The sequence below is a fragment of the Pseudomonas putida genome (assembly GCF_028682175.1).
GTDB classification, from domain to species: domain Bacteria; phylum Pseudomonadota; class Gammaproteobacteria; order Pseudomonadales; family Pseudomonadaceae; genus Aquipseudomonas; species Aquipseudomonas putida_AD.
Genome location: NZ_JANHKS010000012.1, coordinates 24,266 through 46,395 on the forward strand (window position 1 = coordinate 24,266; position 22,130 = coordinate 46,395).

At 62.6% G+C, this 22,130-nt stretch carries 18 protein-coding genes; 8 read left to right on the forward strand and 10 right to left on the reverse strand.

The features are described from left to right. Positions 1-175: 175 nt before the first annotated feature. The 3 genes from NPS29_RS10855 to NPS29_RS10865 all read right to left on the reverse strand — a co-directional run bounded on the left by NPS29_RS10855 (position 176) and on the right by NPS29_RS10865 (position 3,571). Entirely contained in the window at positions 176-1,105 is a 930-nt protein-coding gene (locus tag NPS29_RS10855) for a S66 peptidase family protein (RefSeq protein WP_274132528.1), read from the reverse strand. Positions 1,106-1,244: 139 nt separating this feature from the next. Then, positions 1,245-2,717: a mechanosensitive ion channel family protein gene (locus tag NPS29_RS10860; RefSeq protein WP_274132529.1), complete on the reverse strand. Its 1,473-nt coding sequence runs from the start codon at positions 2,715-2,717 to the stop codon at positions 1,245-1,247. A gap of 80 nt (positions 2,718-2,797) precedes the next feature. Beyond that, on the reverse strand, positions 2,798-3,571 hold the full coding sequence (locus NPS29_RS10865) for an SDR family oxidoreductase (protein ID WP_274132530.1): 774 nt from the start codon (positions 3,569-3,571) through the stop codon (positions 2,798-2,800). A 190-nt stretch (positions 3,572-3,761) separates the two neighbouring features. On the opposite strand from NPS29_RS10865, the gene NPS29_RS10870 reads away from it, so the two are divergent. Beyond that, positions 3,762-4,337, forward strand: coding sequence for a TetR/AcrR family transcriptional regulator (locus NPS29_RS10870; RefSeq protein WP_274132531.1), 576 nt, complete (start codon positions 3,762-3,764; stop codon positions 4,335-4,337). A 176-nt stretch (positions 4,338-4,513) separates the two neighbouring features. On the opposite strand, the gene NPS29_RS10875 is transcribed toward NPS29_RS10870, so the two are convergent. Beyond that, complete coding sequence (locus NPS29_RS10875; protein ID WP_274132532.1) at positions 4,514-5,275, reverse strand: SDR family oxidoreductase; 762 nt, start codon at positions 5,273-5,275, stop codon at positions 4,514-4,516. Positions 5,276-5,516: 241 nt separating this feature from the next. Here NPS29_RS10875 and NPS29_RS10880 point away from each other — a divergent pair, with 241 nt between their 5' ends. The 3 genes from NPS29_RS10880 to NPS29_RS10890 all read left to right on the forward strand — a co-directional run bounded on the left by NPS29_RS10880 (position 5,517) and on the right by NPS29_RS10890 (position 8,761). Further along, positions 5,517-6,521 (forward strand): NADP-dependent oxidoreductase, encoded by a 1,005-nt coding sequence (locus NPS29_RS10880; protein ID WP_274132533.1) that lies wholly within the window; start codon positions 5,517-5,519, stop codon positions 6,519-6,521. Positions 6,522-6,752: 231 nt separating this feature from the next. Continuing rightward, complete coding sequence (pssA, locus tag NPS29_RS10885) at positions 6,753-8,096, forward strand: CDP-diacylglycerol--serine O-phosphatidyltransferase (RefSeq protein WP_274132534.1); 1,344 nt, start codon at positions 6,753-6,755, stop codon at positions 8,094-8,096. Between the two features lie 5 nt (positions 8,097-8,101). Next, positions 8,102-8,761 carry a TetR family transcriptional regulator gene (locus NPS29_RS10890; RefSeq protein ID WP_274132535.1) on the forward strand — a complete coding sequence of 220 codons (660 nt, stop codon included), beginning with the start codon at positions 8,102-8,104 and terminating at the stop codon, positions 8,759-8,761. Between the two features lie 172 nt (positions 8,762-8,933). Here NPS29_RS10890 and NPS29_RS10895 read toward each other — a convergent pair whose 3' ends face one another. The 4 genes from NPS29_RS10895 to NPS29_RS10910 all read right to left on the reverse strand — a co-directional run bounded on the left by NPS29_RS10895 (position 8,934) and on the right by NPS29_RS10910 (position 15,007). After that, positions 8,934-12,497, reverse strand: a complete 3,564-nt coding sequence (locus NPS29_RS10895) for a molybdopterin cofactor-binding domain-containing protein (RefSeq protein ID WP_274132536.1) — start codon at positions 12,495-12,497, stop codon at positions 8,934-8,936. A gap of 13 nt (positions 12,498-12,510) precedes the next feature. Further along, the gene (locus NPS29_RS10900) at positions 12,511-12,996 is read right to left on the reverse strand and encodes a (2Fe-2S)-binding protein (protein ID WP_274132537.1); all 486 of its coding nucleotides are present in this window, start codon (positions 12,994-12,996) and stop codon (positions 12,511-12,513) included. Between the two features lie 302 nt (positions 12,997-13,298). Then, positions 13,299-13,757, reverse strand: a complete 459-nt coding sequence (locus NPS29_RS10905) for a MarR family winged helix-turn-helix transcriptional regulator (protein ID WP_274132538.1) — start codon at positions 13,755-13,757, stop codon at positions 13,299-13,301. 197 nt (positions 13,758-13,954) lie between these two features. After that, positions 13,955-15,007, reverse strand: a complete 1,053-nt coding sequence (locus tag NPS29_RS10910; RefSeq protein ID WP_274132539.1) for a 2,5-dihydroxypyridine 5,6-dioxygenase — start codon at positions 15,005-15,007, stop codon at positions 13,955-13,957. 356 nt (positions 15,008-15,363) lie between these two features. Here NPS29_RS10910 and NPS29_RS10915 point away from each other — a divergent pair, with 356 nt between their 5' ends. The 4 genes from NPS29_RS10915 to NPS29_RS10930 all read left to right on the forward strand — a co-directional run bounded on the left by NPS29_RS10915 (position 15,364) and on the right by NPS29_RS10930 (position 19,691). Further along, positions 15,364-16,512, forward strand: a complete 1,149-nt coding sequence (locus NPS29_RS10915) for an FAD-dependent monooxygenase (protein WP_274132540.1) — start codon at positions 15,364-15,366, stop codon at positions 16,510-16,512. Then, positions 16,509-17,327: an alpha/beta fold hydrolase gene (locus tag NPS29_RS10920; RefSeq protein WP_274132541.1), complete on the forward strand. Its 819-nt coding sequence runs from the start codon at positions 16,509-16,511 to the stop codon at positions 17,325-17,327. Before NPS29_RS10915 ends, NPS29_RS10920 begins: the two co-directional genes overlap by 4 nt. Before the next feature lie 169 nt (positions 17,328-17,496). Then, entirely contained in the window at positions 17,497-18,129 is a 633-nt protein-coding gene (locus NPS29_RS10925; RefSeq protein ID WP_274132542.1) for an N-carbamoylsarcosine amidohydrolase, read from the forward strand. A 248-nt stretch (positions 18,130-18,377) separates the two neighbouring features. Next, positions 18,378-19,691 (forward strand): MFS transporter, encoded by a 1,314-nt coding sequence (locus tag NPS29_RS10930; protein ID WP_274132543.1) that lies wholly within the window; start codon positions 18,378-18,380, stop codon positions 19,689-19,691. A gap of 117 nt (positions 19,692-19,808) precedes the next feature. Here NPS29_RS10930 and NPS29_RS10935 read toward each other — a convergent pair whose 3' ends face one another. Continuing rightward, complete coding sequence (locus NPS29_RS10935; protein ID WP_274132544.1) at positions 19,809-20,750, reverse strand: aldo/keto reductase; 942 nt, start codon at positions 20,748-20,750, stop codon at positions 19,809-19,811. Continuing rightward, on the reverse strand, positions 20,747-22,051 hold the full coding sequence (locus NPS29_RS10940; protein WP_274132640.1) for an NTP/NDP exchange transporter: 1,305 nt from the start codon (positions 22,049-22,051) through the stop codon (positions 20,747-20,749). The genes NPS29_RS10935 and NPS29_RS10940 overlap by 4 nt, the downstream gene beginning before the upstream one ends. Positions 22,052-22,130 lie beyond the last annotated feature (79 nt).

Consider the following 22,130-nt stretch of genomic DNA (forward strand, 5'->3'; position numbering starts at 1 on the left):
CCAACGTCGCTTCCAGAATGGTTATCGGCGCTTCCAGCATCTTCAGCAGGGAGGGAGCAGCTGAAAACGCCTTAATCCTCCCGCCAATGCGACGAAAGGTAACGCGCCACGACGGGGCAAAACCCCGCTTTCACCTGACATACGTGCGCCGGTAACGCTCGCAGAATAAATGGAGTTATCGCGTAGCCGAGACCACGGTCAGCTTCCCGGCATCCGCGTCGAGCATCGCGTGGCTGCCCAGCGCCACAGCGTGATTGCGATCACCATGACCGATGGACAGGCCACCCAGCACGGGAATGCCCAGGCCGCCAAGGCGCTCCATCAATACCTCCGGGGGCCGAATGGCATTGTTGCCATGGCCAGGCTCGCTGAACTGGCCGACGGCGATGCCCGCCAGTTGCTTGAGAATCCCACAATTGCCCAGGTGGGTGAGCAGCCGGTCGACGCGATAGGCCAGTTCGCCCACGTCTTCGATCAACAGGATCGCGCCTTCCAGGTTCGGCATGAACGGCGTGCCTACGCAAGTACTGAGGATGCTCAGGTTGCCGCCCAGCAATGTACCTTCGGCGACACCCGAGGTGCGAACGCTGAAAGTTGGCTCGGTCTGATCGGCGAGCACCACCATCGGCTCGGTGCTCATCAGCGCGTGTTTCAAGGTACTGGCGAACAGACCGCCACGTTCGAGTTGCGCGGCCACCGGGCCGTGAACCGTGACCAGCCCGGTACGGGACCAGAGCGCAGCGTGCAGCGCGGTGATATCGGAAAACCCGACCACCAGCTTCGGATCCCGGCGCACGGCGTCGTAGTCCAGGTGTTCGATGATCCGCTGCACGCCGTAACCGCCGCGGTTGCAGAGCACGGCGCGGATCTCCGGGTCGGCCAGCGCATCGTTCAGGTCAGCGGCACGGTTGGCGTCGCTGCCCGCCAGGTAGTGTTCGGCATCCAGCGCGTGGGGGTAAATCCGGGGTTTGAGCCCCCATGCGGTCAGTTCACGCACAGCCGCTTGCACCCGGGCTTCGGCCACCGGGCCGGCAGGCGTCACCAAGGCAACGGCATCGCCAGCGCGCAGGACGTGGGGATTGAGAGTCGGGCGGGAGACAGGCATTTCAACAACTCGGCTGGCTTTTGAATGAACCGGCAATTTAGAGCACTCCCTTGATCGAATCCAGTCGCCCTTTGCGCTGGGACAGGTCGGATATGCCTGAAGCCTCGCTCGCAAACAGACGGCGATGGCGTAGGCGTTTTCAACTCATCTTGTCAGTCGGCCCCGGCCCGCGATTGACCTGGAAGCGCGTGACGCTCTTGCGCAGCCAGCTCATGAAGCCGCTCGGGTCGGTGATGACCGGCTTGGTTTCCAGCATCGCGGCGCGGGCCTTGCTGCGAAACTTCGCCAGCCCCGCCAGCGCGCCGATCAACTCGGTGTGCTCTTGCAGCCACGGCTCGAGGTCGGCCTTGTCGATGCGATAGATCATGCAGTCGGTGAACGTGCAGAAGCGACCGACGGTGGGCGAGCCGTCGACGAAACCGGTCTCGCCGAACACTTCGCCCGGCCCCATCCGCCCCACTTCCACCCAGCCGTCCGGGCGCTGGATCGACACCGACAACACCCCAGACTCGATAATAAACAGCGCATCGGGCACCACGCCTTCGGCCAGCACCACATCCTTGGCGGCATAGGCGCCCAGACGCATGTGCTGTTCAAGCTGGGCGCGGTCTTCGTCGCTGAGCATGCGCAACGCGCCGACGGTATTGAGCACCGCCGATTGCCGCGTGGCGGCTCGGGACTGATCCAGCCGGGTTTCGGTGGACGCCAGTTGCCGGTGAATCAGGTCGTACAGTTGGTTGCGCACGGCGGAGCGGCGGTCGCGGGATTTCACGTAGCCGGTGACTTCGTACTCGACGCTGCGCAGGCCGGATTTGACCACCACCGCCGACGCCTTGGGCTGCGCCAGCAGCTCCCGGCAGCCGAGAATGGCCTTGTCCAGCGAGTCGAGCACCAGGCTTGGGCGCAGGCGGGTCGGCAATTCGATGGTCAGGCTGACGGAATGAAAGTGATCGGGGCGGCTGAAATTGACGATCCGGGTTTTGGCCGCCATGGCGTTGGGGATCACCGCCATGCTGCCTTCGGAAGTCAGCAGGTGGGTCGAGCGCCAGTCGATCTCGATGACTTTGCCTTCGATGTCGTCGACGCGAATCCAGTCGTCGACCCGGAACGGCTTGGTGGCGTTGAGCACGATGCCGGAAAACACGTCACCGAGCGTGCTCTGCACCGCCAGACCGAAGATGATCGCCACCGCGCCCGAGGTCGCCAGCAGGCCTTTGACTGGCAGGTCCAGCACGTAGCCGGCCGCCGCCACCGCAGCGACCAGGAAGATGATGGCGCCCATCACGTCCTGTAGCAGATGGCCCTTGCCGCCAATGCGCGGCTCCATGACCACCACCGCCAGCACGGTCAGGGTGCGCGCGCCGAACAGCCACCAGGCGATAGTCAGGATTGTCGCCAGCACATGCCGCGGACCGGACAGCGTATCGGGGACCTGGTACAGCGGGCTCAAACCGCCATCGAGCAACGCCATGCTGAACAGCACGAACAGCACCAGCCGACAGACCAGCTTGCGCCGCAGCAAGCGGGGGTGCAGCCATTGCCAGAGCACCAGATCGATGACCAGCAGCACCGAGGCGCTGACGAGGGGATAGGCGAACCACAGGTGATCCATCAGAGCTCCCTGAAGATAAGCAGCCACAGCAGCTTAGCTGATTACCGTGGCGCCGATGGATACCTGTAGCAGCTGAGCGATCATCCGCGAAACAGCGGAATCCCCCACGGCGCGCCGATGTTGCCGCCATCGACCACGATCTCGGCGGCGGTCATGCCGCTGGAGGCGTCAGAGGCCAGGAACATCACAGCCTGGGCCAGCTCCTCAGGATCAGAGAAACGCCCCATCGGAATGCGCGGCGACATGGCTTTTTCAGTGGCGTCGATGGTCGCGCCGGCACGCGAGCCGCGGCTCCAGATCGGCGTGCGGGTCGCGCCGGGAATAACGGTGTTGACCCGGATGCCCTTGGGCGCCAGCTCCGAGGCGAAGACCTTGGCCATGGAGGTGATCGCACCTTTGGTGGCCGAGTACGCCGAGGATCCGGGCGAGCCCAGTTCGCGCATCACCGAGCCGTTGAGGATCACCGCACTGCCCTCCTTGAGCAGCGGCAAGACGCCCTGCACGGTAAAGAACACCGACGTAAGGTTAGTGCGCACGATCGATTCGAACGCCTCAAGCGTGGTGTTGCCCAGCGGCGTGGCGCCAGAGATGCCGGCGTTGGCGAAGACCACATCGAGTGTGCCGAACGCATCACCCACCGCCTTCACCACCACCTCGATGTCGGCCAGGTTGTTCACGTCGGCACGAATGCCCAACACGTCGCCGCCGAGTTCGGCGACAGCGGAATCGAGCTTGGCCTGATCGCGGCCGGTGATGGCCACCCGTGCGCCGTTTTCCAGCAGCAGCCGAGCGGTTGCAAGGCCAATGCCGCTGTTGCCGCCGGTGACCAGAATGGTTTTGCCTTTGACCGTCATGATTGCTCCTTTCACTGCATCGAGTGGGATGAATGGGATCGGCGCCTGACACCTGCCAGAACGTTATGGAGCACAACCATACTCTTATTTTGGATTTCGTCCACACTCCAAATTAAAATTTTCTCTATCGGTATTTGGCGTATGATCGCTCGCCATATCGTAGTGAAAAGTGAATACCGGAGACCTCCCCATGTCGCGCTCGCAGGCAGACAAAGCCATCATCCATGACCATATCGTCAATCTGGCGGCCGAACGTTTTCGCGAGGTGGGCCTTAACGGCATCGGTGTTGCGGACCTGATGAAAGAAGCAGGCCGAACCGGCGGCGGCTTTTACAAGCATTTCGAATCCAGGGAAAAACTGGTGGAGGAAGCGCTGCAGTGCGCCTTCGACAAACGCACCAAAGCGCTGGAAAAGTACACCGATCCAGAGTCCACGCTGACCCTCAGCGACCTGGTGGAAAGCTACCTGAGCGAGCGCCATCTGAATGATCCCGGATCCGGCTGCGCCCTGGCCGCGGTCATGAATGACGTGGCGCGCAGCAGCGACCCGATCCGCGAACTCTACACCCGGGAATTGCAGAACGAACTGGACGTCATTACCTCGCTGACGAACAGTAAACAGCCGGCGAAGAAGCGCTCACAGGCGCTGCTGGCGATTTGCGCGCTGGTGGGCGCGATCGGATTGTCGCGGGCGGTGAAGGACGAAGAGCTGACCGCCGAACTGCTCGACACCGGCAAGACGTTGCTCAAGGCGCTGGATGCCTGAGGGACGATCACTCTCACCGCCCCCGTAGCAGTCCGGCTTGCAGGCGTTCTGCCGGGTACCGGCAGTAAAATCAGCGAATGCAAACGCCCTGACACACCGCATCTGCTGGTTTTACTGCTGCTGCGCAGCAGAACGCCGGCAAGCCGGACTGCAACGGATGGTGTTCATCGTTTCGATCAAAACGCTGTCACACCGCCATCCACCGCCAGCGAATGCCCCGTGGTGAAGGCCGCGCCATCGCTGCACAGGTACAACACCGCGCTGGCAATCTCCTCGACCTTTCCGATGCGCCCCACCGGGTGCATGGTCGCGGCGAACTCGGCCTTGCGCGGATCGGCCTCGTGGGCGCGGCGGAACATGTCGGTGTCGATCACCGCAGGGCATACCGCGTTAACGCGAATCTGCTTCTTCGCGTACTCGATGGCCGCTGATTTGGTCAGGCCGATCACCGCATGCTTGGACGCCGCGTAGATGCTCATTTTCGGCGCGGCCCCCAGGCCCGCCACCGAGGCGGTGTTGACGATAGCCCCGCCGCCCTGGGCCAGCATCACCGGCAACTGATATTTCATGCACAGCCACACGCCTTTGACGTTCACGCCCATGATCGCGTCGAACTCTGCCTCGCTGCCCTCGGCCAGCTTGCCCTTCTCGATTTCGATCCCGGCGTTGTTGAACGCATAGTCGACCCGTCCATAGGCCTGCACGGCCTCGTTCATCATCTGCCGGACGTCGGCCTCGCGGGTCACGTCGCAGCGCAGGAATAGCGCCTCACCACCAGCCTGGCGAATCAGCTCGGCGGTCTGCTCCCCACCATCGCTGTCCAGATCCACCGCCAGCACTTTCAAACCCTGCTCGGCGAAGGCCAGCGCGGTGGCGCGGCCAATGCCTGCGGCAGCGCCGGTGACCAGGGCCACTTGGCCTGCAAACGTCATGCTCATGGAGTCATCCTTTATTGTTGGAATACGCAGCGCGTACGGGTATGGAGGGCAGTTTAGTCATGGGCTGGTGGCCGCCGTCAGCACTATCAAACGGGCGTTTGCATCATCATCGGTTGTGGTGATGTTGCGTAGGCTGCGCATCATCGAACTCTATCGACGCGCATTCGTAGAACAGTCGTTGCTTGCCCTCACAGCATTAGCGGTCTATCACTGGCGTTTCCCTTTCATCCAGGAACCTGCCATGACCGCCCTGAACAATCGTCAATTCCTCTTGGCCCGTCGTCCTGTTGGCACTGCCAGCCGCGATGACTTCACCTTCCAGACCGTACCCGTGGAGCAAGCCGCAGATGGCCAGATCGTGGTCAAGAGCGAATACCTCTCGCTGGACCCGGCCATGCGCGGCTGGATGAACGAAGGCAAGTCCTACATCGCGCCGGTAGAGTTGGGTGCGGTGATGCGTGCGCTGGGTGTGGGCAAGGTCGTTGAGTCGCACAACCCGAAATTCGCCGTGGGCGATTACGTTCAGGGTGTTCTGGGGGTTCAGGATTACTTCGTTGGCGAGCCGAAAGGCTTTCACAAGGTCGACCCCAAGCTGTTGCCGCTGCCGGTATATCTGGCGGCGCTGGGCATGACCGGTATGTCGGCGTATTTCGCCCTGCTGGAAATCGGCCAGCCAAAAGCTGGTGACACGGTGGTGATTTCCGGTGCGGCCGGCGCCGTGGGCAGCGTTGCCGGGCAGATCGCCAGGATCAAGGGCTGCCGCGTGATTGGCATTGCTGGCGGCCAGGACAAGTGCAAGGCGCTGATCGAGGAATTCGGCTTCGACGGCGCCATCGACTACAAGAGCGAAGACATCCACGCCGCCCTCAAGCGCGAGTGCCCGAAAGGCGTCGATGTATTTTTCGACAACGTCGGCGGCGACATCCTCGACGCCGTGCTCACCCGCCTGGCGCTCAAGGCACGGGTGGTGATCTGCGGTGCAATCAGCCAGTACAACAACAAGGAAGCCGTCAAGGGCCCGGCCAACTACCTGTCACTGCTCGTCAACCGTGCGCGCATGGAAGGCTTCGTGGTCATGGATCACGCCGAGCACTTTGGCCGCGCGGGCATGGAAATGGCCGGCTGGCTGGCTCAGGGCAAGTTGAAGAGCAAAGAGCATGTGGTTGAAGGGCTGGAGACCTTTCCGGAAACGCTGCAGATGCTGTTCAAAGGCGAGAACAACGGCAAGCTGGTGTTGAAGGTCTGAAAGAACACGCCCCGTAGCAGCACGGCTTGCCGGCGGGGCGGTGTGTCAGGCGACCTATACGTGACTGACACACCGCCCCCGCCGGCAAGCCGTGCTGCTACGAAAGGAATGCCTGGGCCCGGCTTTTCCTGAAAATCCGCTGAACAACTCAACGAAGCTGCTGCCAAAGGCACCAATAGGCGCACTCTGGTGTAAGCTCGTGCGCTGTTGATTCGACCCATCGAGAGGCTTATGCGGGCTCCCTTCCGACGCTCTACCCTTGCAGCGCTGCGCGGCTTTGAATCGTCCAGCCAGGCCATCACCCTTCTGCCGGGCGCGGCCGACTATCGGCGCGTGTTGCTGGAGAAGATCGCCCAGGCGACCCGGCGCATCTGCATCGTTGCCCTGTACCTGCAGCAGGACGAAGCCGGCCAGGAAATCCTCGACGCGCTGTACGCTGCCAAGGCTGCCAATCCGGCGCTGGAAATCGTCGTGCTGGTGGACTGGTTCCGCGCCCAGCGTGGCCTGATCGGCGCTGGCAAACAGGCGGGCAACTCGGCGTGGTACCAGGCGCAGAACCTCGAGCACGAGCACGAAGTGCCGATCTACGGTGTGCCTGTCCAGACCCGCGAGCTGTTCGGCGTGCTGCACTTGAAGGGCAGCATCATCGATGACTGCGTGATCTACACAGGGGCCAGCATCAACAACGTCTACCTGCACAAGCTGGGCAAGTACCGCCTGGACCGCTACCAGTTGCTGGAAAACCGCGAGCTGGCCGACTCGTTCCTGCGCCTGGTGCGCGAGCAGATCCTGCCGTCCGACGCCGTGCATCGCCTGGACCTGCCCTCCCCGCCGGCCTCGCGCAGTATTCGCGGGGAAATCCGCCAGTTCCGCCAGCGCCTCAAGCGCGCCAGCTACGACATCAACGAAGGCGTGCGGGAAAACGGTGAAATGCGCCTGATCCCGCTGCTGGGTATCGGCAACAAGAACCCGCTGAGCAAGGTGCTGTGCGACCTGATCGCCGCCACCCGTCATCAATTGACCCTGTGCACGCCGTATTTCAACATGCCGCTGGTGGTCAAGCGCGAGATCAATCGGGCGCTCAAGCGCGGGGTCAAGGTCGACATCATCATCGGTGACAAGACCGCCAACGACTTCTTCATCCCGCCCCAGGAGCCGTTCAAGGTCATTTCCGCGCTGCCGTACCTGTACGAAATCAGCCTGCGTCGCTTCATGCAGAAGCACCAGAATGCGGTGGCCAGGCACGATCTGAACATCCACCTGTGGAAGGACGGCGACAACACTTTCCACCTCAAGGGCCTGTGGTCGGACGAGCGCTACACGCTGCTCACCGGCAACAACCTCAACCCCCGGGCCTTTCAGCTGGATCTGGAAAACGCCGTGCTGATCGACGACCCCAAGGGCGAATGGCTCACGCCTCGTGCCGGCGAGCTTGAGTTGTTGATGCGCAACACCCACCGAGTCGGCAAGTTCGATGAGCTGGATACCCTGAGCGAATACCCGTTGGGCGTACGGACCTTCCTGCGTCGGGTCAGCCGCGTGCGGGTCGAGCGCCTGCTGTACCGGATCCTCTGATCGCCATGAGCAAGAACACTGGCATCCGCGCCCAGCAAGCCGAAGAAACCCGAGCGCGCATTCTCAAGGCGGCCATCACGGTCTTCACCCGCGATGGCTATTCGGGCGGGCGTATCGAGAAGATTTCCGCCGAGGCCGAGTCCAACGACCGGATGATCTACTACTACTTTGGCAGCAAGGAAAAACTCTTCGTCAAAGTGCTGGAGCACACCTACGAGCAGTTCAACCAGGCCGAAAGCCAGTTGCAGCTCGACCCGGCCACGCCTGTCGAAACCCTGCGGCAACTGGTGGCGTTCGTCTGGGACTACTACGTCAGGCATCCGGAATTCGTCGCCATCCTCAGCATCGAAAACCTGCACAAGGGCAAGCACGCCAGGCAATCCAGCGAGCTGCGACGCCTGTCGGGGGAAGCGGTGGGCGTGCTCAAGCCGATCATCGAGGCCGGCCAGCAGCAGGGCCTGTTTCGCAGTGACGTCGACCTCAAGCACGTCTACCTGATGATCGCCTCGCTCTGCTATTTCTATAACTCCAACCTGCACACCCTGACCTCGTTTCTGGGCCAGGACATGGGCGGCCAGGGACAGCGCCAGGATTGGCTGGCGTTCATTCAGGATCTGGTGGTGCGTGGGGTGCAGGTGTTGCCCGATTCCAGCATGCACTCATGACCCCCCGTAGCAGTCCGGCTTGCCGGCGTTCTGCTGCGCAGCAGCAGTAAAACCAGCCAACGCGGTGTGCCAGACAGATTGCAGTGTCTGGTTTTGCTGCCGGTTTCCGGCAGAACGCCGGCAAGCCGGACTGCTACGGCAGCAGGCGTCCGGACGGATCGGATTGCGTTAGTCAATGGGTACCGGGATTGGCTTTCAGATACGCCACTTTTTCCGGCAACCCCGTCCACTGCGGTTCATTCGGCGCGAAGCGACTGCGCAGGTAGGCGGCCAGGTCGCTGATCTGCGTATCGCTCAGGCTGTCCTTGAACCCCGGCATGTAACCCAGATCCCGCGTGGCCGGGTTGGCGATACCCTGCTGGATCACTTTAATGAGGTTATCCGGCAACGCGCTGTGCACATTGGAGTTGCTGGCCAGCGACGGGCTGACGCCAAACAGCTTCGGCCCTGCGCCGTCGGCGTGACAGCCCTGGCATGACCCCTCGAACACCCGCCTTCCGTTGCTCAAGGACTGCGCAGAAGCACCCGGCTGTACAGTGGTTGCCGTCTGCGGTGCTGCTTGCGCCGAATCATTGAGCGACGCCAGATACACCGCCATCGCCCGCACATCCGACTTCGGCAGCTTCGACAGCTCGGACACCACCGGCCCCATCGGCCCCGCCGCCACGCCATGGGCGTCGGAATACCCGGTGCTCAGGTAGTTGAAGAGTTGATCTTCAGTCCAGGGCGTCGGCGATTTCGACAGGCTGTTGAGCGCCGGCGCCTCCCAGCCATCGACCATGCCGCCGGCCAGAAACGAAGCCCCGCCCTTTTCCGCGCCCATGAGATTGCGCGGTGAATGACACGCCGCGCAGTGCCCCAATCCGTTCACCAGGTATTGCCCGCGATTCCACTGGGCGCTCTGTTCAGGCCTGGACTGCACCTCGCCCTTGCGCAGAAACAACGCGTTCCAGCCCGCCATCAAGGGCCGCATGTTGAACGGAAACTGCATGTCATTGGCCGGCTGCACCTGCCTCACCGGCGCCTGGGACATCAGGTAGGCGTACAGCGCCTGCATGTCGGCATCGTCGATATTGCGAAACGCCGTGTAGGGAAATGCCGGGTAGAGGTGTTTGCCATCACGACTGATCCCGTCACGCATCGCCCGCTCGAAAGCAGGATAGGACCAGTTGCCGATGCCGGTTTCCGGGTCCGGGGTGATGTTGCTGCTGTACAAGGTGCCAAACGGGGTTTGCATCGCCAGCCCGCCGGCGTTTTTCACTCCGCCCGGCGCCGTGTGGCACACCGCACAATCCCCGGCTGACGCCAGCAAACGGCCACGCTCCAGGGTCGCCGCCGACCAGGTGCCTGCGGCGGGTGGCGTGATCGGGGCGATTTCGGCGCGCCAGGGCAATGCGGTTGCCGCCATGCCCAGCACCGCCCCAAAGGCTGCGAACAACGAGCCGAACAGCCATTTCGAACGCTTGGCTTTGGGTGACTCAGGCGGGTTGGCGTTGGCCTCGTCACCGGCATGCTTCAATGCCGCCAACACCCGCTCCGCCGTGATCGGCAACTCGCGAAAACGAATGCCGGTGGCGTCATAGATCGCGTTGGCAATGGCCGCCGCACTGGGCACCGACGCCGACTCACCCGCGCCCATGGGCGGCTCGGCCTGGCGCGGCATCATCATGACATCGACCTTGGGCACCTGCGGGAAGGTCAGGATCGGGTAGCCGCCCCACTCCTTGCTGGCGATGGTCGATTCCTCGAACGTCACCTGCTCCTTGAGCACGCGGCTGGTGGACTGGATGACGTTGCCGTGAATCTGGTGCTGCACCCCGGCCGGGTTGACCATCATCCCGGCGTCGTGGCCGATCACCACCCGCGTCACCGAAACATCGCCGGTGTGCTTGTCCACCGCCACATCGGCCACCCACGCCGCCCACGCCGCGCCGAAACCCGGAAACTTGCTGTGGATGTAACGGGCGTAGGCGAACCCGCGCCCGCGCAGCACGCCGTCTTCTTCGGGGATTTGCATTGGCTGGGTCCGCGGCGACCAGTCGGCCCGTTCAGCGGTGGAGCGCACCAGTTCTGCGGCGCGCTCGTCGTGCAGGTAACGCAGGCGGTACTCGACCGGATCGACCCCGGCGGCAAACGCCAGCTCGTCGATGTAGGACTCATGGGCAAAGGTGTTGGGCAACGCCGACACGCCGCGCATCCACGACGCACGGACGATGGGCGCCATGTCGTTGATGGCCACGCGCATGTGCTCGATGTCATAGGGCGGGATCGAGGTGCGGTCGCCCATTTCGAACATCACCGGCACCGGTTCGACCCGCCCGGTCAGCAGCAACGCCAGGGTCGGCGAGTTGTTGGACGGATAGCTGGTGGTGAAGTCATAACCGGCAATACCGCCGTCGGCGTTGATGCCGCCATCGACTTCCATCAATTGCGCCGTGCCCTTGGGCTCCCACGCATGCTCCTGCTCTCGGGTCAGTTGCACCCTGACCGGCAAGCCCACGGCACGGGACAGCAACACCGCGTCGGCGCACACATCGTCCGCACAGTTGCGCCCGTAACAACCGGCAGCCTCCATGCGAATGATCTCGATCCGCTCTTCGGGGTATTCCAGCAGCCAGGCCAGATCGGCCCGCAGCATGTGTGGGTTTTGCGAGCCGGACCAGACGCGAATGCCGTCAGGCGTGTAGTCCGCCAACCCACAGGAGGGTCCGATGGAGCCGTGAAGCTGGTAGGGCCACAGATAGGTGCGTGTCATCCGCTCACTGGCACCGGCCAATGCCGCATCGATATCGCCCTTGTCCAACACCACCCGCTTGATGCTCGGGTTATCGCGAATGGCCTGCTCCACATCGCTCATGTCCGGCAATTGATGCTGCCAGGGCTTCCAACTGACTTTCAGCTCCTTCGCAGCCTTGGCCGCCTGCTCTTCGCGCATCGCCACCACGCCGATGAAATCCGCCAGCACCACCACTTTGACGATGCCGGGGATGTGAGCGATGGACGACTCGTCCACCTCCAGCAGGCTGGTGCCCACGAACGCTCCCGTGTCATATCCGGCGTAGGGCGGGCGTACGACCCGGCCGTGGAGCATGTTGGGCAGGCGCATGTCGTGAACGTAGGTCAATTCGCCGGTCGCCTTGGCCGGAATGTCCACGCGGGGGGCGACGGTGCCCACCAGCTTGTAGTCTTCAAGCCGTTTGAGCGGTGCGTTGCCGGAGATGCGCAACTCGATATGCTCGCCCGTCAGCAACTCGCCAAATCGGCAGTGGCGTCCGTCCGGTGCCTTGATCGTGCCGCGTTCAATCACCAGGGAGGCCGCGTCCAGCGCCCAGCGTTGCGCCGCCGCCTGCGATAGATAGCGGCGCGCCTCGGCGGCGGCATTGCGCAGCGGGATCGCGGAAATTTGCAGGGTGGCGCTGGCGATGGTCGCGCCCTGATTCGGCGCGCGCTCGGTGTCGCCCAGAATCATGGTCACCTGATCCATCCCAAGGTCCAGCTCTTCAGCGACGATCTGCGCCAGGGAGGTGCGAATCCCGGTGCCCAGATCGACGTGACCGTTGAAGGCATACACCGAACTGTCCTGATCGATGGCGATGAACAGCCCCAGTTCCTTGGGCTTGACCGTGGGCGTGCCACCTTTGGCGACGGGGCCGGAGGGCGGCAGGATGTCGTCGACGATGAGCAGCACGCCGTCTTTGGCCAGGAAGGAATCGCGAGTGGGCGTGGTCTGGGTCATGAGTGCATCCGGTTCAAAGCGGGTGACGGGCGGCCCGCATGACCGCGCGCAGGATTTCGATGTGGGTGCCGCAACGGCAGAGATTGGCCGAGAGTTCGTTGCGGATCTCGGCCTCGCTGGGATGCGGGTTGCGGTCGAGCAAGGCCTTGGCGGTCATGATCATGCCGTTCATGCAGTAGCCGCATTGCGCCGCCTGCTCGTCGATGAACGCCTGTTGCACCGGGTGGGGGCACTGGCGCGAACCGATGCCTTCAAGGGTGGTGATGTCCCGCCCTTCGGCGCCGGCCAGGGGAAACACGCAGGAACGCGCGGCCACCCCATCGACGATCACCGTGCACGCGCCGCACTCCCCAAGGCCGCAGCCGTATTTGGGGCCGTTGAGCTGCAGGTCATTGCGCAGGATCAGCAGTAGCGGCGTGTCCGCCATCGCCGTGACCGTCGCGGTCTGGCCATTGACCCTCAACGCGACAGTCCTCTCCCCCGCCAGCGGCTCGCTCATATCGCCTTCCCCATGTGTTACCGCCTGTCTCTGGCTTTTGATGAAGTGGTTACTTCATGAAAAGAGAGCAGGAAGCGTGCCAGTGGAGAACTGAATGCAAATCGACCGGGGAACTGTAGGAGCGCGCTTGCCCGCGATGAGGGTGTGTCATTAAGAAAATTTTTACCTGACACACCGCCATCGTCCGAATGCGGCCCAGACCAAGCGCGCTCCTACAAAGCGGTTGGTGGGGTGTCAGGTGACAGATCGGGCACAGGCAGACCGCCCCCGCCGGCAAGCCGTGCTGCTACGGGGCGTAGGCTTTATTCTTCGGGTTCGTCGATCAACTTGCGCAGCAGAAACAACACCGCCACCCGCTCGGCCGGATTGAGGCGGCTCAGGGTCAGTTCGCTGATCTGCGCCGCGCGGGGCACGGTTTCCTGTACCAGTTGCAGGCCGCTGTCGGTCAGGCTGCAGATGACTTTGCGCCGGTCCTGAGGGTCGGGATCGAGGCTGATCAAATCACGCGCCTTGAGCCGGTCGACGATCCCGCGAATGGTGGCCTGATCCACCGCAGTGGCCTTGACCAGTTCGGTCTGCGAGCTGGGGCCGTGATCGCGCAGTGCGCAGAGGGTGACGAACTGCACGGCGGTGAGCTGCGAATCGCCGACGTTCTGCTGGAAGATCGCCAGGTGCCGCTGATAAGCCTTGCGCAGCAGGTGGCCGACCTGCTCGGAGAAGGTATAGGACGCATTATTGTTGGAGGGGTTGTCAGTGGACACGGGTGGCTCGTTCGGCGGCTTTAAACATGGGCGGTACATTAACGGTTGCGGGCTTGCAGGGGAACTGCACGCAACCTTGTAGGAGTGAGCTTGCTCGCGATGCGGTGGGTCATTTACACGGAAGGCGGCTGGACGAACGCCATCGCGAGCAAGCTCACTCCTACAGGTAAGCGTCCGTCAGGCGATGATCGAAATCATCAGATAGCTTTTGAGGCCTCGGGCGCCACCACGTCCCCGCCCACCACCACCGCCGTATCATCCAGATAGATATCGCAATGACGCAACGGGATATCCAGGTGGCATGGCGTCTTGCGGGTGCCGCCGACTTCGGTGTTCGGGCCGGTGGAGAACAGGAAGTTGCCGTAGAACGCCCGGGCGTCCATGCACATGCCGTCGTTCTTGTCGTGCAGGCCCATGGCCGTCCACTGGGCGCGGGGCTGCAATCCCCAGCCGATGTGGGAAATGCCGTACACCTCAGGATCATTGAAATACTTCATGTAGTCGCGCAGGTACTCGGCCTCGAAGCCCCCGTGGATGCCGGTGATGAAACCCTTTTCGATGTCCAGGGTGATGCGCTCGCGGGAGTAGTTCTTGAATGGCAGCACGATGTCGCCGACGTCGATCACCAGCGTGCCCTCGGCGGTTTCCTCGTTCGGCCAGGAGAACAGAAAGCCGCTGGGCCAGTGATCCCAACGCCCGGGCTCGTCGGCGAAACCGTACTCGGTGACTGACGGATATTGCCCAAGCTGCGCGCGGAAATCGCTGCCCGCCCGTGACTTCACATGGATCGAACGCGCCGACTTCAACACCTGCTCGGCCGCCAGCACCCGCTCCTTGTCGGCCACCGTCGGCAGCATGCGCGCCAGCACTTCAGGGGGTTCGACCGCCAGCAGGATCCGCGTGCCGGTCTTGAGGATCTGTTCCTGCTCGGGCGAGTGCAGCAGCATCATGGTGTCGACGATCAGGTCCGCCGCTTCCAGCGCCCGTTGCGCGGCGAGATTGCCAGTCAGCGCGGTGTCGCCGCAGTAGGCGGTCATGTCATTGCCCATGGCCTTGGGATGGTTGAACGACGGCAGTTCCACCGCGTACACCTTGGCCCCCAGGCGCTGCGCCGCCTCCATCGCCGCGCGCACGGTGCGCGCATCGGAGTAGTGGCTCTTGAGCACCGCCACGCTTTGGGTCGCGTCCACTTTCGACAGCGTCAGCACGTGCTCGAACATCTGGGTCAATTCGCAATCGCTTACCGGCATTTCTTTTCTCCTGGCGTTTGAGGCGGGGCATCAGGCATCTCGCCAGACGCACCATCGAAAGGCATCGCGCTTCAGATTAGTGCAATTTTTAAAGCGTACACACTTATTAAATACGATCAGACATCAAATTCAGATCGGCTGCAATACCCAAGCCAGTTTGTTACCCATACACACAATCCCAATAATTAAAGGGTTACCGTGGGTGACATACCCATTTACGACGTCGCACAGTTATTTTTCAAAAAGCAGTTCACTTTTAAATTTTTCAGCGTATACACTTTAAAAACGCGAATGAGTGACTACGCTCGATCGTCAGACCCTTACCGAAGATTCACGAAACACGAAGGAAGTGCGCCATGCCAACCACGCAAAAAATCGCCATCGTCGGAGCAGGTCTCGGGGGGGCTGCCGCCGCCACGCTGTTGCAGCAGGCCGGCTTCACAGTCGATATCTATGAACAGGCCCCGGAGTTTTCGCGCATTGGTGCGGGCATCCACATGGGCCCGAACATCATGAAGATCTTCCGCCGCATGGGCATCGAGCAGCGCCTGAGCGACATGGGTTCGCACCCGGACTTCTGGTTCAGCCGCGATGGCGCCACCGGTGACTACATGTCGCGCATCGCGCTGGGCGAGTTCTCACGCAAGGAATACGGTGCGGCCTACATCACCGTTCACCGTGGCGACCTGCACGCGCTGCAGATGTCGACCCTGGCGCCAGGCAGCGTGCATTTCAGCAAGTGCCTGACCACCCTTGAAGAACGCGACAATGGCGTTCGCTTGAACTTCGCCGACGGCACCCACGCCGACGCCGACATCGTGATCGGCGCCGATGGCATCAACTCGAAGATTCGCGAAGAATTGCTCGGTTTCGAGAAGCCGCTGTACAGCGGCTGGGTCGCCCACCGCGCATTGATCCGCAGCGAAGTGCTGACCAAGTACAAGCTGGATTTCGAGAACTGCGTTAAATGGTGGAGCGAGGACCGTCACATGATGGTCTACCACACCACCGGCAAGCGCGATGAGTACTACTACGTCACCGGCGTGCCCCATGCGGCGTGGGACTTCCAGGGCAACTTCGTCGATAGCAGTCAGGAAGAAATGTATGAGGCCTTCGCCGGGTATCACCCCACGGTGCAGGCGCTGATCGAATCCACCGAGAGCGTGACCAAGTGGCCGTTGCTCAACCGTAACCCGCTGCCACTGTGGAGCCGTGGTCGTCTAGTGCTGCTGGGCGACGCTTGTCATCCGATGAAGCCGCACATGGCCCAGGGCGCTGGCATGGCCATCGAAGACGCTGCCATGCTGACCCGCTGCCTGCAGGAAACCGGCATCAGCGACTACCGCACCGCCTTTGAACTCTACGAAGCCAACCGCAAGGAGCGCGCCTCCCGAGTGCAGGCCGTGTCCAACGCCAACACCTGGCTGCGCACACAGGAAGACCCGGCCTGGGTGTACGGCTATGACCTCTACGGCCAGGAGCTGAAATCGGGGGTGGCGGCGTGAGCACTTTCATCCACGGCGGCAACGTGGCGGCCAACGGCATTCGCCAGCATTACCTGCGCTACGGCGGTGCCCGTCACGCTGACAAACCGGCTTTGATCCTGATCCCCGGCATCACCAGCCCGGCGATCACCTGGGGTTTCGTCGCCGAGCGTCTGGGGCAGCATTTCGACACCTACGTGCTGGATGCGCGAGGGCGCGGCCTGTCTTCCACGGGGCCGGATCTGGACTACAGCGTCGATGCCTGCGCCGATGACATCAGCGCCTTTGCTACCGCCATGGGCATCGAGAGCTATCACCTGATGGGGCATTCCATGGGGGCGCGTTTCGCCGCGCGAACCTCGGTGCGCAATGCCAAGGGCCTGAAAAGCCTGGTGCTGATCGACCCACCGGTGTCAGGCCCGGGCCGCCGCGAATACCCGTCGAAGCTGCCGTGGTACGTCGATTCGATTCGTCAATCTCAACAAGGCATGAGCGCCGACGACATGCGCGCGTTCTGCCCGACCTGGACCGACGAGCAACTGCAATTGCGCGCCGAATGGCTACACACCTGTTACGAGCCGGCCATCGTGCGCGCCTTCAGCGATTTCCATGAAGTGGATTTTCATCAGGATCTGCCGAAATTGCCGGTCCCTGCCCTGCTGATCGTCGCCGGTCGCGGTGGCGTGATTCAGGCAGAAGACGAAGCCGAAATCCGACAGTTGCAACCGCAGATTCTGATCGCCCGCGTGGAAAACGCCGGGCACATGATTCCGTGGGACGACCTGCCGGGGTTCTTTGCGGCGTTTGGGGATTTTCTCGGCACACCCATGAATTAACTCCGCACGCAATCCCTGTAGGAGTGAGCTTGCTCGCGATTGCGGTCCGTCAGTGAAGACTTTTTCGATTGTCACACCGCATTCGCGAGCAAGCTCACTCCTACAGGGCACACGACCGACGTGCCATCGGAGTTCCGCTTCCGAGCCGGTTTTTCCAAAGGAGAACGCAATGACTGAACACCAAAGCGCCGACGCCAATTACCAGGGCGTCTGGGGCAATCGCATCGGCTTCGGCAAGAAACCTGCCCTCCTGATGATCGACTTCATGCAAGGCTACACCCAGCCAGGTGCGCCGCTGTTCGCACCCGGGGTGGTCAGTGCAGTGGCCGAAAGCGTCGCACTGCTGGCCTCGGCCCGCGCGCGGGGCATCCCGGTGGTGCACACCAACATCCGCTACCACGCCGGGCATTTCGCCGACGGCGGCATCTGGGTGAAAAAGGCGCCGGTCATGAAGGACATGGTCGAGGGCAATCCGCTGGCAGCGTTCTGTGAGGAAGTGTTGCCGCTGCCTGAAGAGGTGGTCATCAGCAAACAGTACGCCAGCTCGTTCTTCGGCACCTCGTTGGCATCGATGCTGCACGCCCAGGGCATCGACACCGTGGTGCTGGCCGGATGCTCCACCAGCGGCTGCATCCGCGCCACCGCCGTGGATGCCGTGCAGTATGGCTTTCGGACCATCGTGGTGCGCGAATGCGTCGGCGACCGCCACCCCGATCCCCATGAAGCCAACCTGTTCGACATCGACAGCAAGTACGGCGACGTAGTGAGCAAGCAGGAGGCAATAAAGCAATTCGAAACATGAACACCGTCGCGTCGCTTTTTAGAACCAGGCCACAGAGCACTGGTCGCGCAGGATGAATGCGCACACAACTGGACGCCCGACAACGCCCAGTCTTCTGACACTGCCTTTGGAAGCCGCCATCCGGTGCTTGCCAAAGTACTGGATGTGCGGCAAACAAAAACCACGACAGGCCGTTTGAGATCGTCGAAAACGCAGGCACTATCCGCCGCGTCGGCACTCACCGGCCGAAGAACCGCCAGGAGACACCCATGCCCTCTGCGAATGTAGAAACCGCCGCGTCAGATGCCGCGGACCCGATCAAAGCGCTGTACCACAAGATCACCTGGAAGCTTATTCCGTTCCTGTGTTTCTGCTACCTGGCTGCCTACCTGGACCGCATCAACATCGGCTTCGCCAAGCTGCAGATGCTCGACCAGCTGCACTTCAGCGAAACCGCGTTCGGCCTGGGCGCCGGGCTGTTTTTCGTTGGTTACATCCTGTTTGAAGTGCCCAGCAACCTGGTGCTGGAGAAGGTCGGCGCGAAGATCTGGATCGCCCGGATCATGATTACCTGGGGCGCGCTGTCGGTCTGCACCCTGTTCGTCACCACGCCGATGCAGTTCTATGTCCTCCGCTTCTTTCTGGGTGCGGCCGAAGCCGGTTTTCTGCCGGGCGTGCTGTTCTACCTGACCACCTGGTTCCCGACCTACCGCCGCGGGCGCATCATCGCGCTGTTCATGATCGGCCTGCCGCTGTCCAGCGTGATTGGCGGGCCGCTGTCGGGCTGGATCATGGGGCATTTCGACCAGGCGGCCGGGCTGCGCGGCTGGCAGTGGCTGTTCCTGATCGAAGGCATTCCAAGCGTGTTGCTGGGCGTGCTGACATTCTGGGCCCTGCCGAACAACCCCAGGGAAGCCAAGTGGCTGAACGCCAGCGAACAGACCCTGCTTGAAGGCGAGCTGCGCCTGGACGATGCCGAGGGCAAGGACAGCAAGCACAGCTTCCGGGACGGGTTCTTCAACCTGAAAGTGTGGATGCTCGGCGGCATCGACTTTTCGATCCTGCTCAGCGCCTACGCCATGGGCTTCTGGATGCCGACCTTCATCAAGAACGCTGGCGTGACCGACACCTTCCACATCGGCGTGCTGACCGCCTTGCCCAGTGTCGCCGCACTGATCGGCATGCTGATGATCGGCGCCAGCTCGGACCGTCGTCGCGAACGCCGTTGGCACATCATCGTGCCGTTCTGGATCGGTGCCGTGGCCATGGCCGCAAGCCCTTTCTTCACCCATAACGTGGTGGCGACCGTAGCGCTGTTCGCCGTGGCCTCGGCGGCGATCATCGGCGCGGTGCCGGTGTTCTTCAGCCTGCCCGCCACCTTCCTCAAGGGCCGCGCGGCAGCCACCGGCTTTGCCCTGGCCTGTTCGCTGGCCAACATCGCGGGGTTGGTGAGCAACTCGATGATGGGGATCGCGATTGACGTGACGGGCAGCAGCGCGGGCGCGCTGTGGTTCTTCGCCGGTTGCCTGGTGCTCAGCAGCCTGTTGGTGGTGGCGTTGCCGGCGAAGCTGGTGAATCGTTGAACCCTTCCCCGTAGCAGCGCGGCTTGCCGGCGGGAGCGGTGCATCTGTGACCAATCAGTCGTCTGGCACACCGCTCCCGCCGGCAAGCCGCGCTGCTACGGGAGGAACACTTCAGGCTCAGGCCACCAACGCAATCAACTGATGCCGCTGCGCATCGGTCAACAACGGCCCTGTCGCCGCCCCTGCATTTTCCTTCATGTATTTCGGATTTCCCGTTCCCGGAATGGCGCAGGTCACGGCCGGGTGGGAGATCAGGAACTTGAGCGCCAGTTGCGCCCAGCTTCTGGCCTGGACCTCCCCGGCCCAGCCCGGCAGCGGTTTGTCGCGCAGGCGGCCAAGCAGACCACCGCCGCCAAACGGACGGTTGCAGATCACCGCCACCCCGCGCTCGCGACACAGCGGCAGCAATCGAGACTCCACGGCGCGATCATCCAGCGCGTAGTTGATCTGCAGGAAATCCACAGGCTCGGCCTTGAGCACCGCCTCCACTTCGTCATAGGCAGACGAGGTGTAATGGGTGATGCCGATGTAGCGAATGCGCCCCTGCTCCTTCCATTGGCGCAGGGTCGGCAGGTGGGTTTTCCAGTCCAGCAGGTTGTGGATCTGCATCAGGTCGATGCGGTCGGTCTGCAATAGTCTGAATGAATCCTCCATCTGCGCGATGCCGGCCTCGCGGCCACGGGTCCAGACTTTGGTGGCCAGAAACGCAGGCGAGCGCGGCTGATGAATCGACAGCAGCTCACCGGTGGTCTGCTCGGCGCGACCGTACATGGGCGAGCTGTCGATGACCGTGCCGCCCGCATGAAACAGTTCGCTTAGCACCTGGGGCAGCAGTTTGTATTCGTCGCTGCCTGGGGTGACATCGAAGCCGCGATAGGTGCCCACGCCGATCATCGGCAAGGCCTCGCCACTGGAAGGAATATTGCGGGTCAGCATCTTCGAATCTCCTTGTGAATCGGGCGTGACACCTGCCGCTGCAGAATCGAATACCAGCGCCGCCGACACCCCGGCGGCCAGGGTGACAAAGCGTCTACGGGTCAACAGCGTAGCGTCCTTCATGGATGGCTCCTTTCGGCGTCACGTTTCCGGTCTTCCTGGCGTTCGGCCATCCACGCCGCCAACCAGCTCCAGAGCCCGGCAAACGGCACGATGAGCAGCGCCAGCAGGCCAAACCCGGCTCCCAGGGAGGTCAACCCCACCGACAACCAGCCACTGGTCGCATCGCCACCACGATAGACCAGGGTTTCGATAACGTTCTTGGATTTGTATTTCTCTTCGCGACTGACCACCGTCCACAGCACCTCACGCCCCGGCCGCACGATGGCGAATTCCACCGCCCGGCGCAGCCCCTGGGCCAGCGCCACACTGGCAGGCACCGGCGCCAGCGCCATGGCGGCAAAGGCGATCAGCGTCGCCATCGGCATGGCAGCCAGGGCGCCACTGACGCCGATCAACCGGATCAGCGGCGCAGTCAGCAGGAGCTGGAAGATCAGGGTCAGGGCGGAAACGGTCAGGTCCACATAGGCGAAAAACTGAGTGCGGGTGGCCACGCTGGAGAAACTCTCGGCAACGATGCGGCCTTGCTCGAAATACAGCAGCGTCGCGGCGCTGGTGTGCAGCAGCATGAACAGGACCATGCCCTGCAAATAGCGGGATTTCAGAATCAGCGTCACCCCGGCCAGCACACCGCCGCCCATGCTGCGGCCCTCCTCGCCAAAGCGCTGATACGCGCCGACCTCGGATTCAGTCAGGTTGCGTGGCCGGGTCCGGCTCAACAAGGCGCGATAACAGCGCACGGCAACTTCCAGCAACACAGCGGCGGCAATCGTCAGCGCCACCGGCCCCAATCGGGTGGCCATGGTCGCGGCCAGCAAAGGCCCGATGAAGGTTCCCAGGGTGCCACCGGCAGCGATGAAACCGAACAGCCTGCGCCCCTGCTCATTGGAAAATCGATCGACCAGCACACTCCAGAACACCGTGACGATGAACAGGTTGTAGACGCTGATCCACACGAAAAACACCCGCCCCACCAGCACCGGCGCATCGTGGCGCGCAATCAGCACGCCGAAGGCCAGCATCGACAGCGCCACCAGCCGGTACACCAGCGGCACGAAGCGGATCGCCGGCAATCTGGCAACCAGCGCGCCATACAGCGGCACGGCAACGAGCATTACCACGAAGGTTGCGGTGAACAGCCATTGCAACTTGTCGGCCCCGCCCTCCAGGCCCAGCGCATCACGCAGCGGCCGCACCAGGTAATAGCTGGCCAGCACACAGAAATGAAAGACGAAACCCAACAACAGGGCTGCCCGCTCATGGGACTGGACCCGAAGGCTCTTGAGGGGCGAGAAGCTGGTCATGTCAGCGAGGCATCGACACGCAAGCGTCTGGGACAAGCCATTGCGATTCTCCTGAGCGACTGTTGATTGATCGACCGCC

Excerpts from the sequence above, each read along its gene's own strand:
- NPS29_RS10855 (WP_274132528.1), bottom strand. The coding sequence starts at position 1,105 with ATGCCTGTCTCCCGCCCGACTCTCAATCCCCACGTCCTGCGCGCTGGC.
- NPS29_RS10860 (WP_274132529.1), bottom strand. The coding sequence starts at position 2,717 with ATGGATCACCTGTGGTTCGCCTATCCCCTCGTCAGCGCCTCGGTGCTG.
- NPS29_RS10865 (WP_274132530.1), bottom strand. The coding sequence starts at position 3,571 with ATGACGGTCAAAGGCAAAACCATTCTGGTCACCGGCGGCAACAGCGGC.
- NPS29_RS10870 (WP_274132531.1), top strand. The coding sequence starts at position 3,762 with ATGTCGCGCTCGCAGGCAGACAAAGCCATCATCCATGACCATATCGTC.
- NPS29_RS10875 (WP_274132532.1), bottom strand. The coding sequence starts at position 5,275 with ATGAGCATGACGTTTGCAGGCCAAGTGGCCCTGGTCACCGGCGCTGCC.
- NPS29_RS10880 (WP_274132533.1), top strand. The coding sequence starts at position 5,517 with ATGACCGCCCTGAACAATCGTCAATTCCTCTTGGCCCGTCGTCCTGTT.
- pssA (WP_274132534.1), top strand. The coding sequence starts at position 6,753 with ATGCGGGCTCCCTTCCGACGCTCTACCCTTGCAGCGCTGCGCGGCTTT.
- NPS29_RS10890 (WP_274132535.1), top strand. The coding sequence starts at position 8,102 with ATGAGCAAGAACACTGGCATCCGCGCCCAGCAAGCCGAAGAAACCCGA.
- NPS29_RS10895 (WP_274132536.1), bottom strand. The coding sequence starts at position 12,497 with ATGACCCAGACCACGCCCACTCGCGATTCCTTCCTGGCCAAAGACGGC.
- NPS29_RS10900 (WP_274132537.1), bottom strand. The coding sequence starts at position 12,996 with ATGAGCGAGCCGCTGGCGGGGGAGAGGACTGTCGCGTTGAGGGTCAAT.
- NPS29_RS10910 (WP_274132539.1), bottom strand. The coding sequence starts at position 15,007 with ATGCCGGTAAGCGATTGCGAATTGACCCAGATGTTCGAGCACGTGCTG.
- NPS29_RS10915 (WP_274132540.1), top strand. The coding sequence starts at position 15,364 with ATGCCAACCACGCAAAAAATCGCCATCGTCGGAGCAGGTCTCGGGGGG.
- NPS29_RS10925 (WP_274132542.1), top strand. The coding sequence starts at position 17,497 with ATGACTGAACACCAAAGCGCCGACGCCAATTACCAGGGCGTCTGGGGC.
- NPS29_RS10930 (WP_274132543.1), top strand. The coding sequence starts at position 18,378 with ATGCCCTCTGCGAATGTAGAAACCGCCGCGTCAGATGCCGCGGACCCG.
- NPS29_RS10935 (WP_274132544.1), bottom strand. The coding sequence starts at position 20,750 with ATGAAGGACGCTACGCTGTTGACCCGTAGACGCTTTGTCACCCTGGCC.
- NPS29_RS10940 (WP_274132640.1), bottom strand. The coding sequence starts at position 22,051 with ATGACCAGCTTCTCGCCCCTCAAGAGCCTTCGGGTCCAGTCCCATGAG.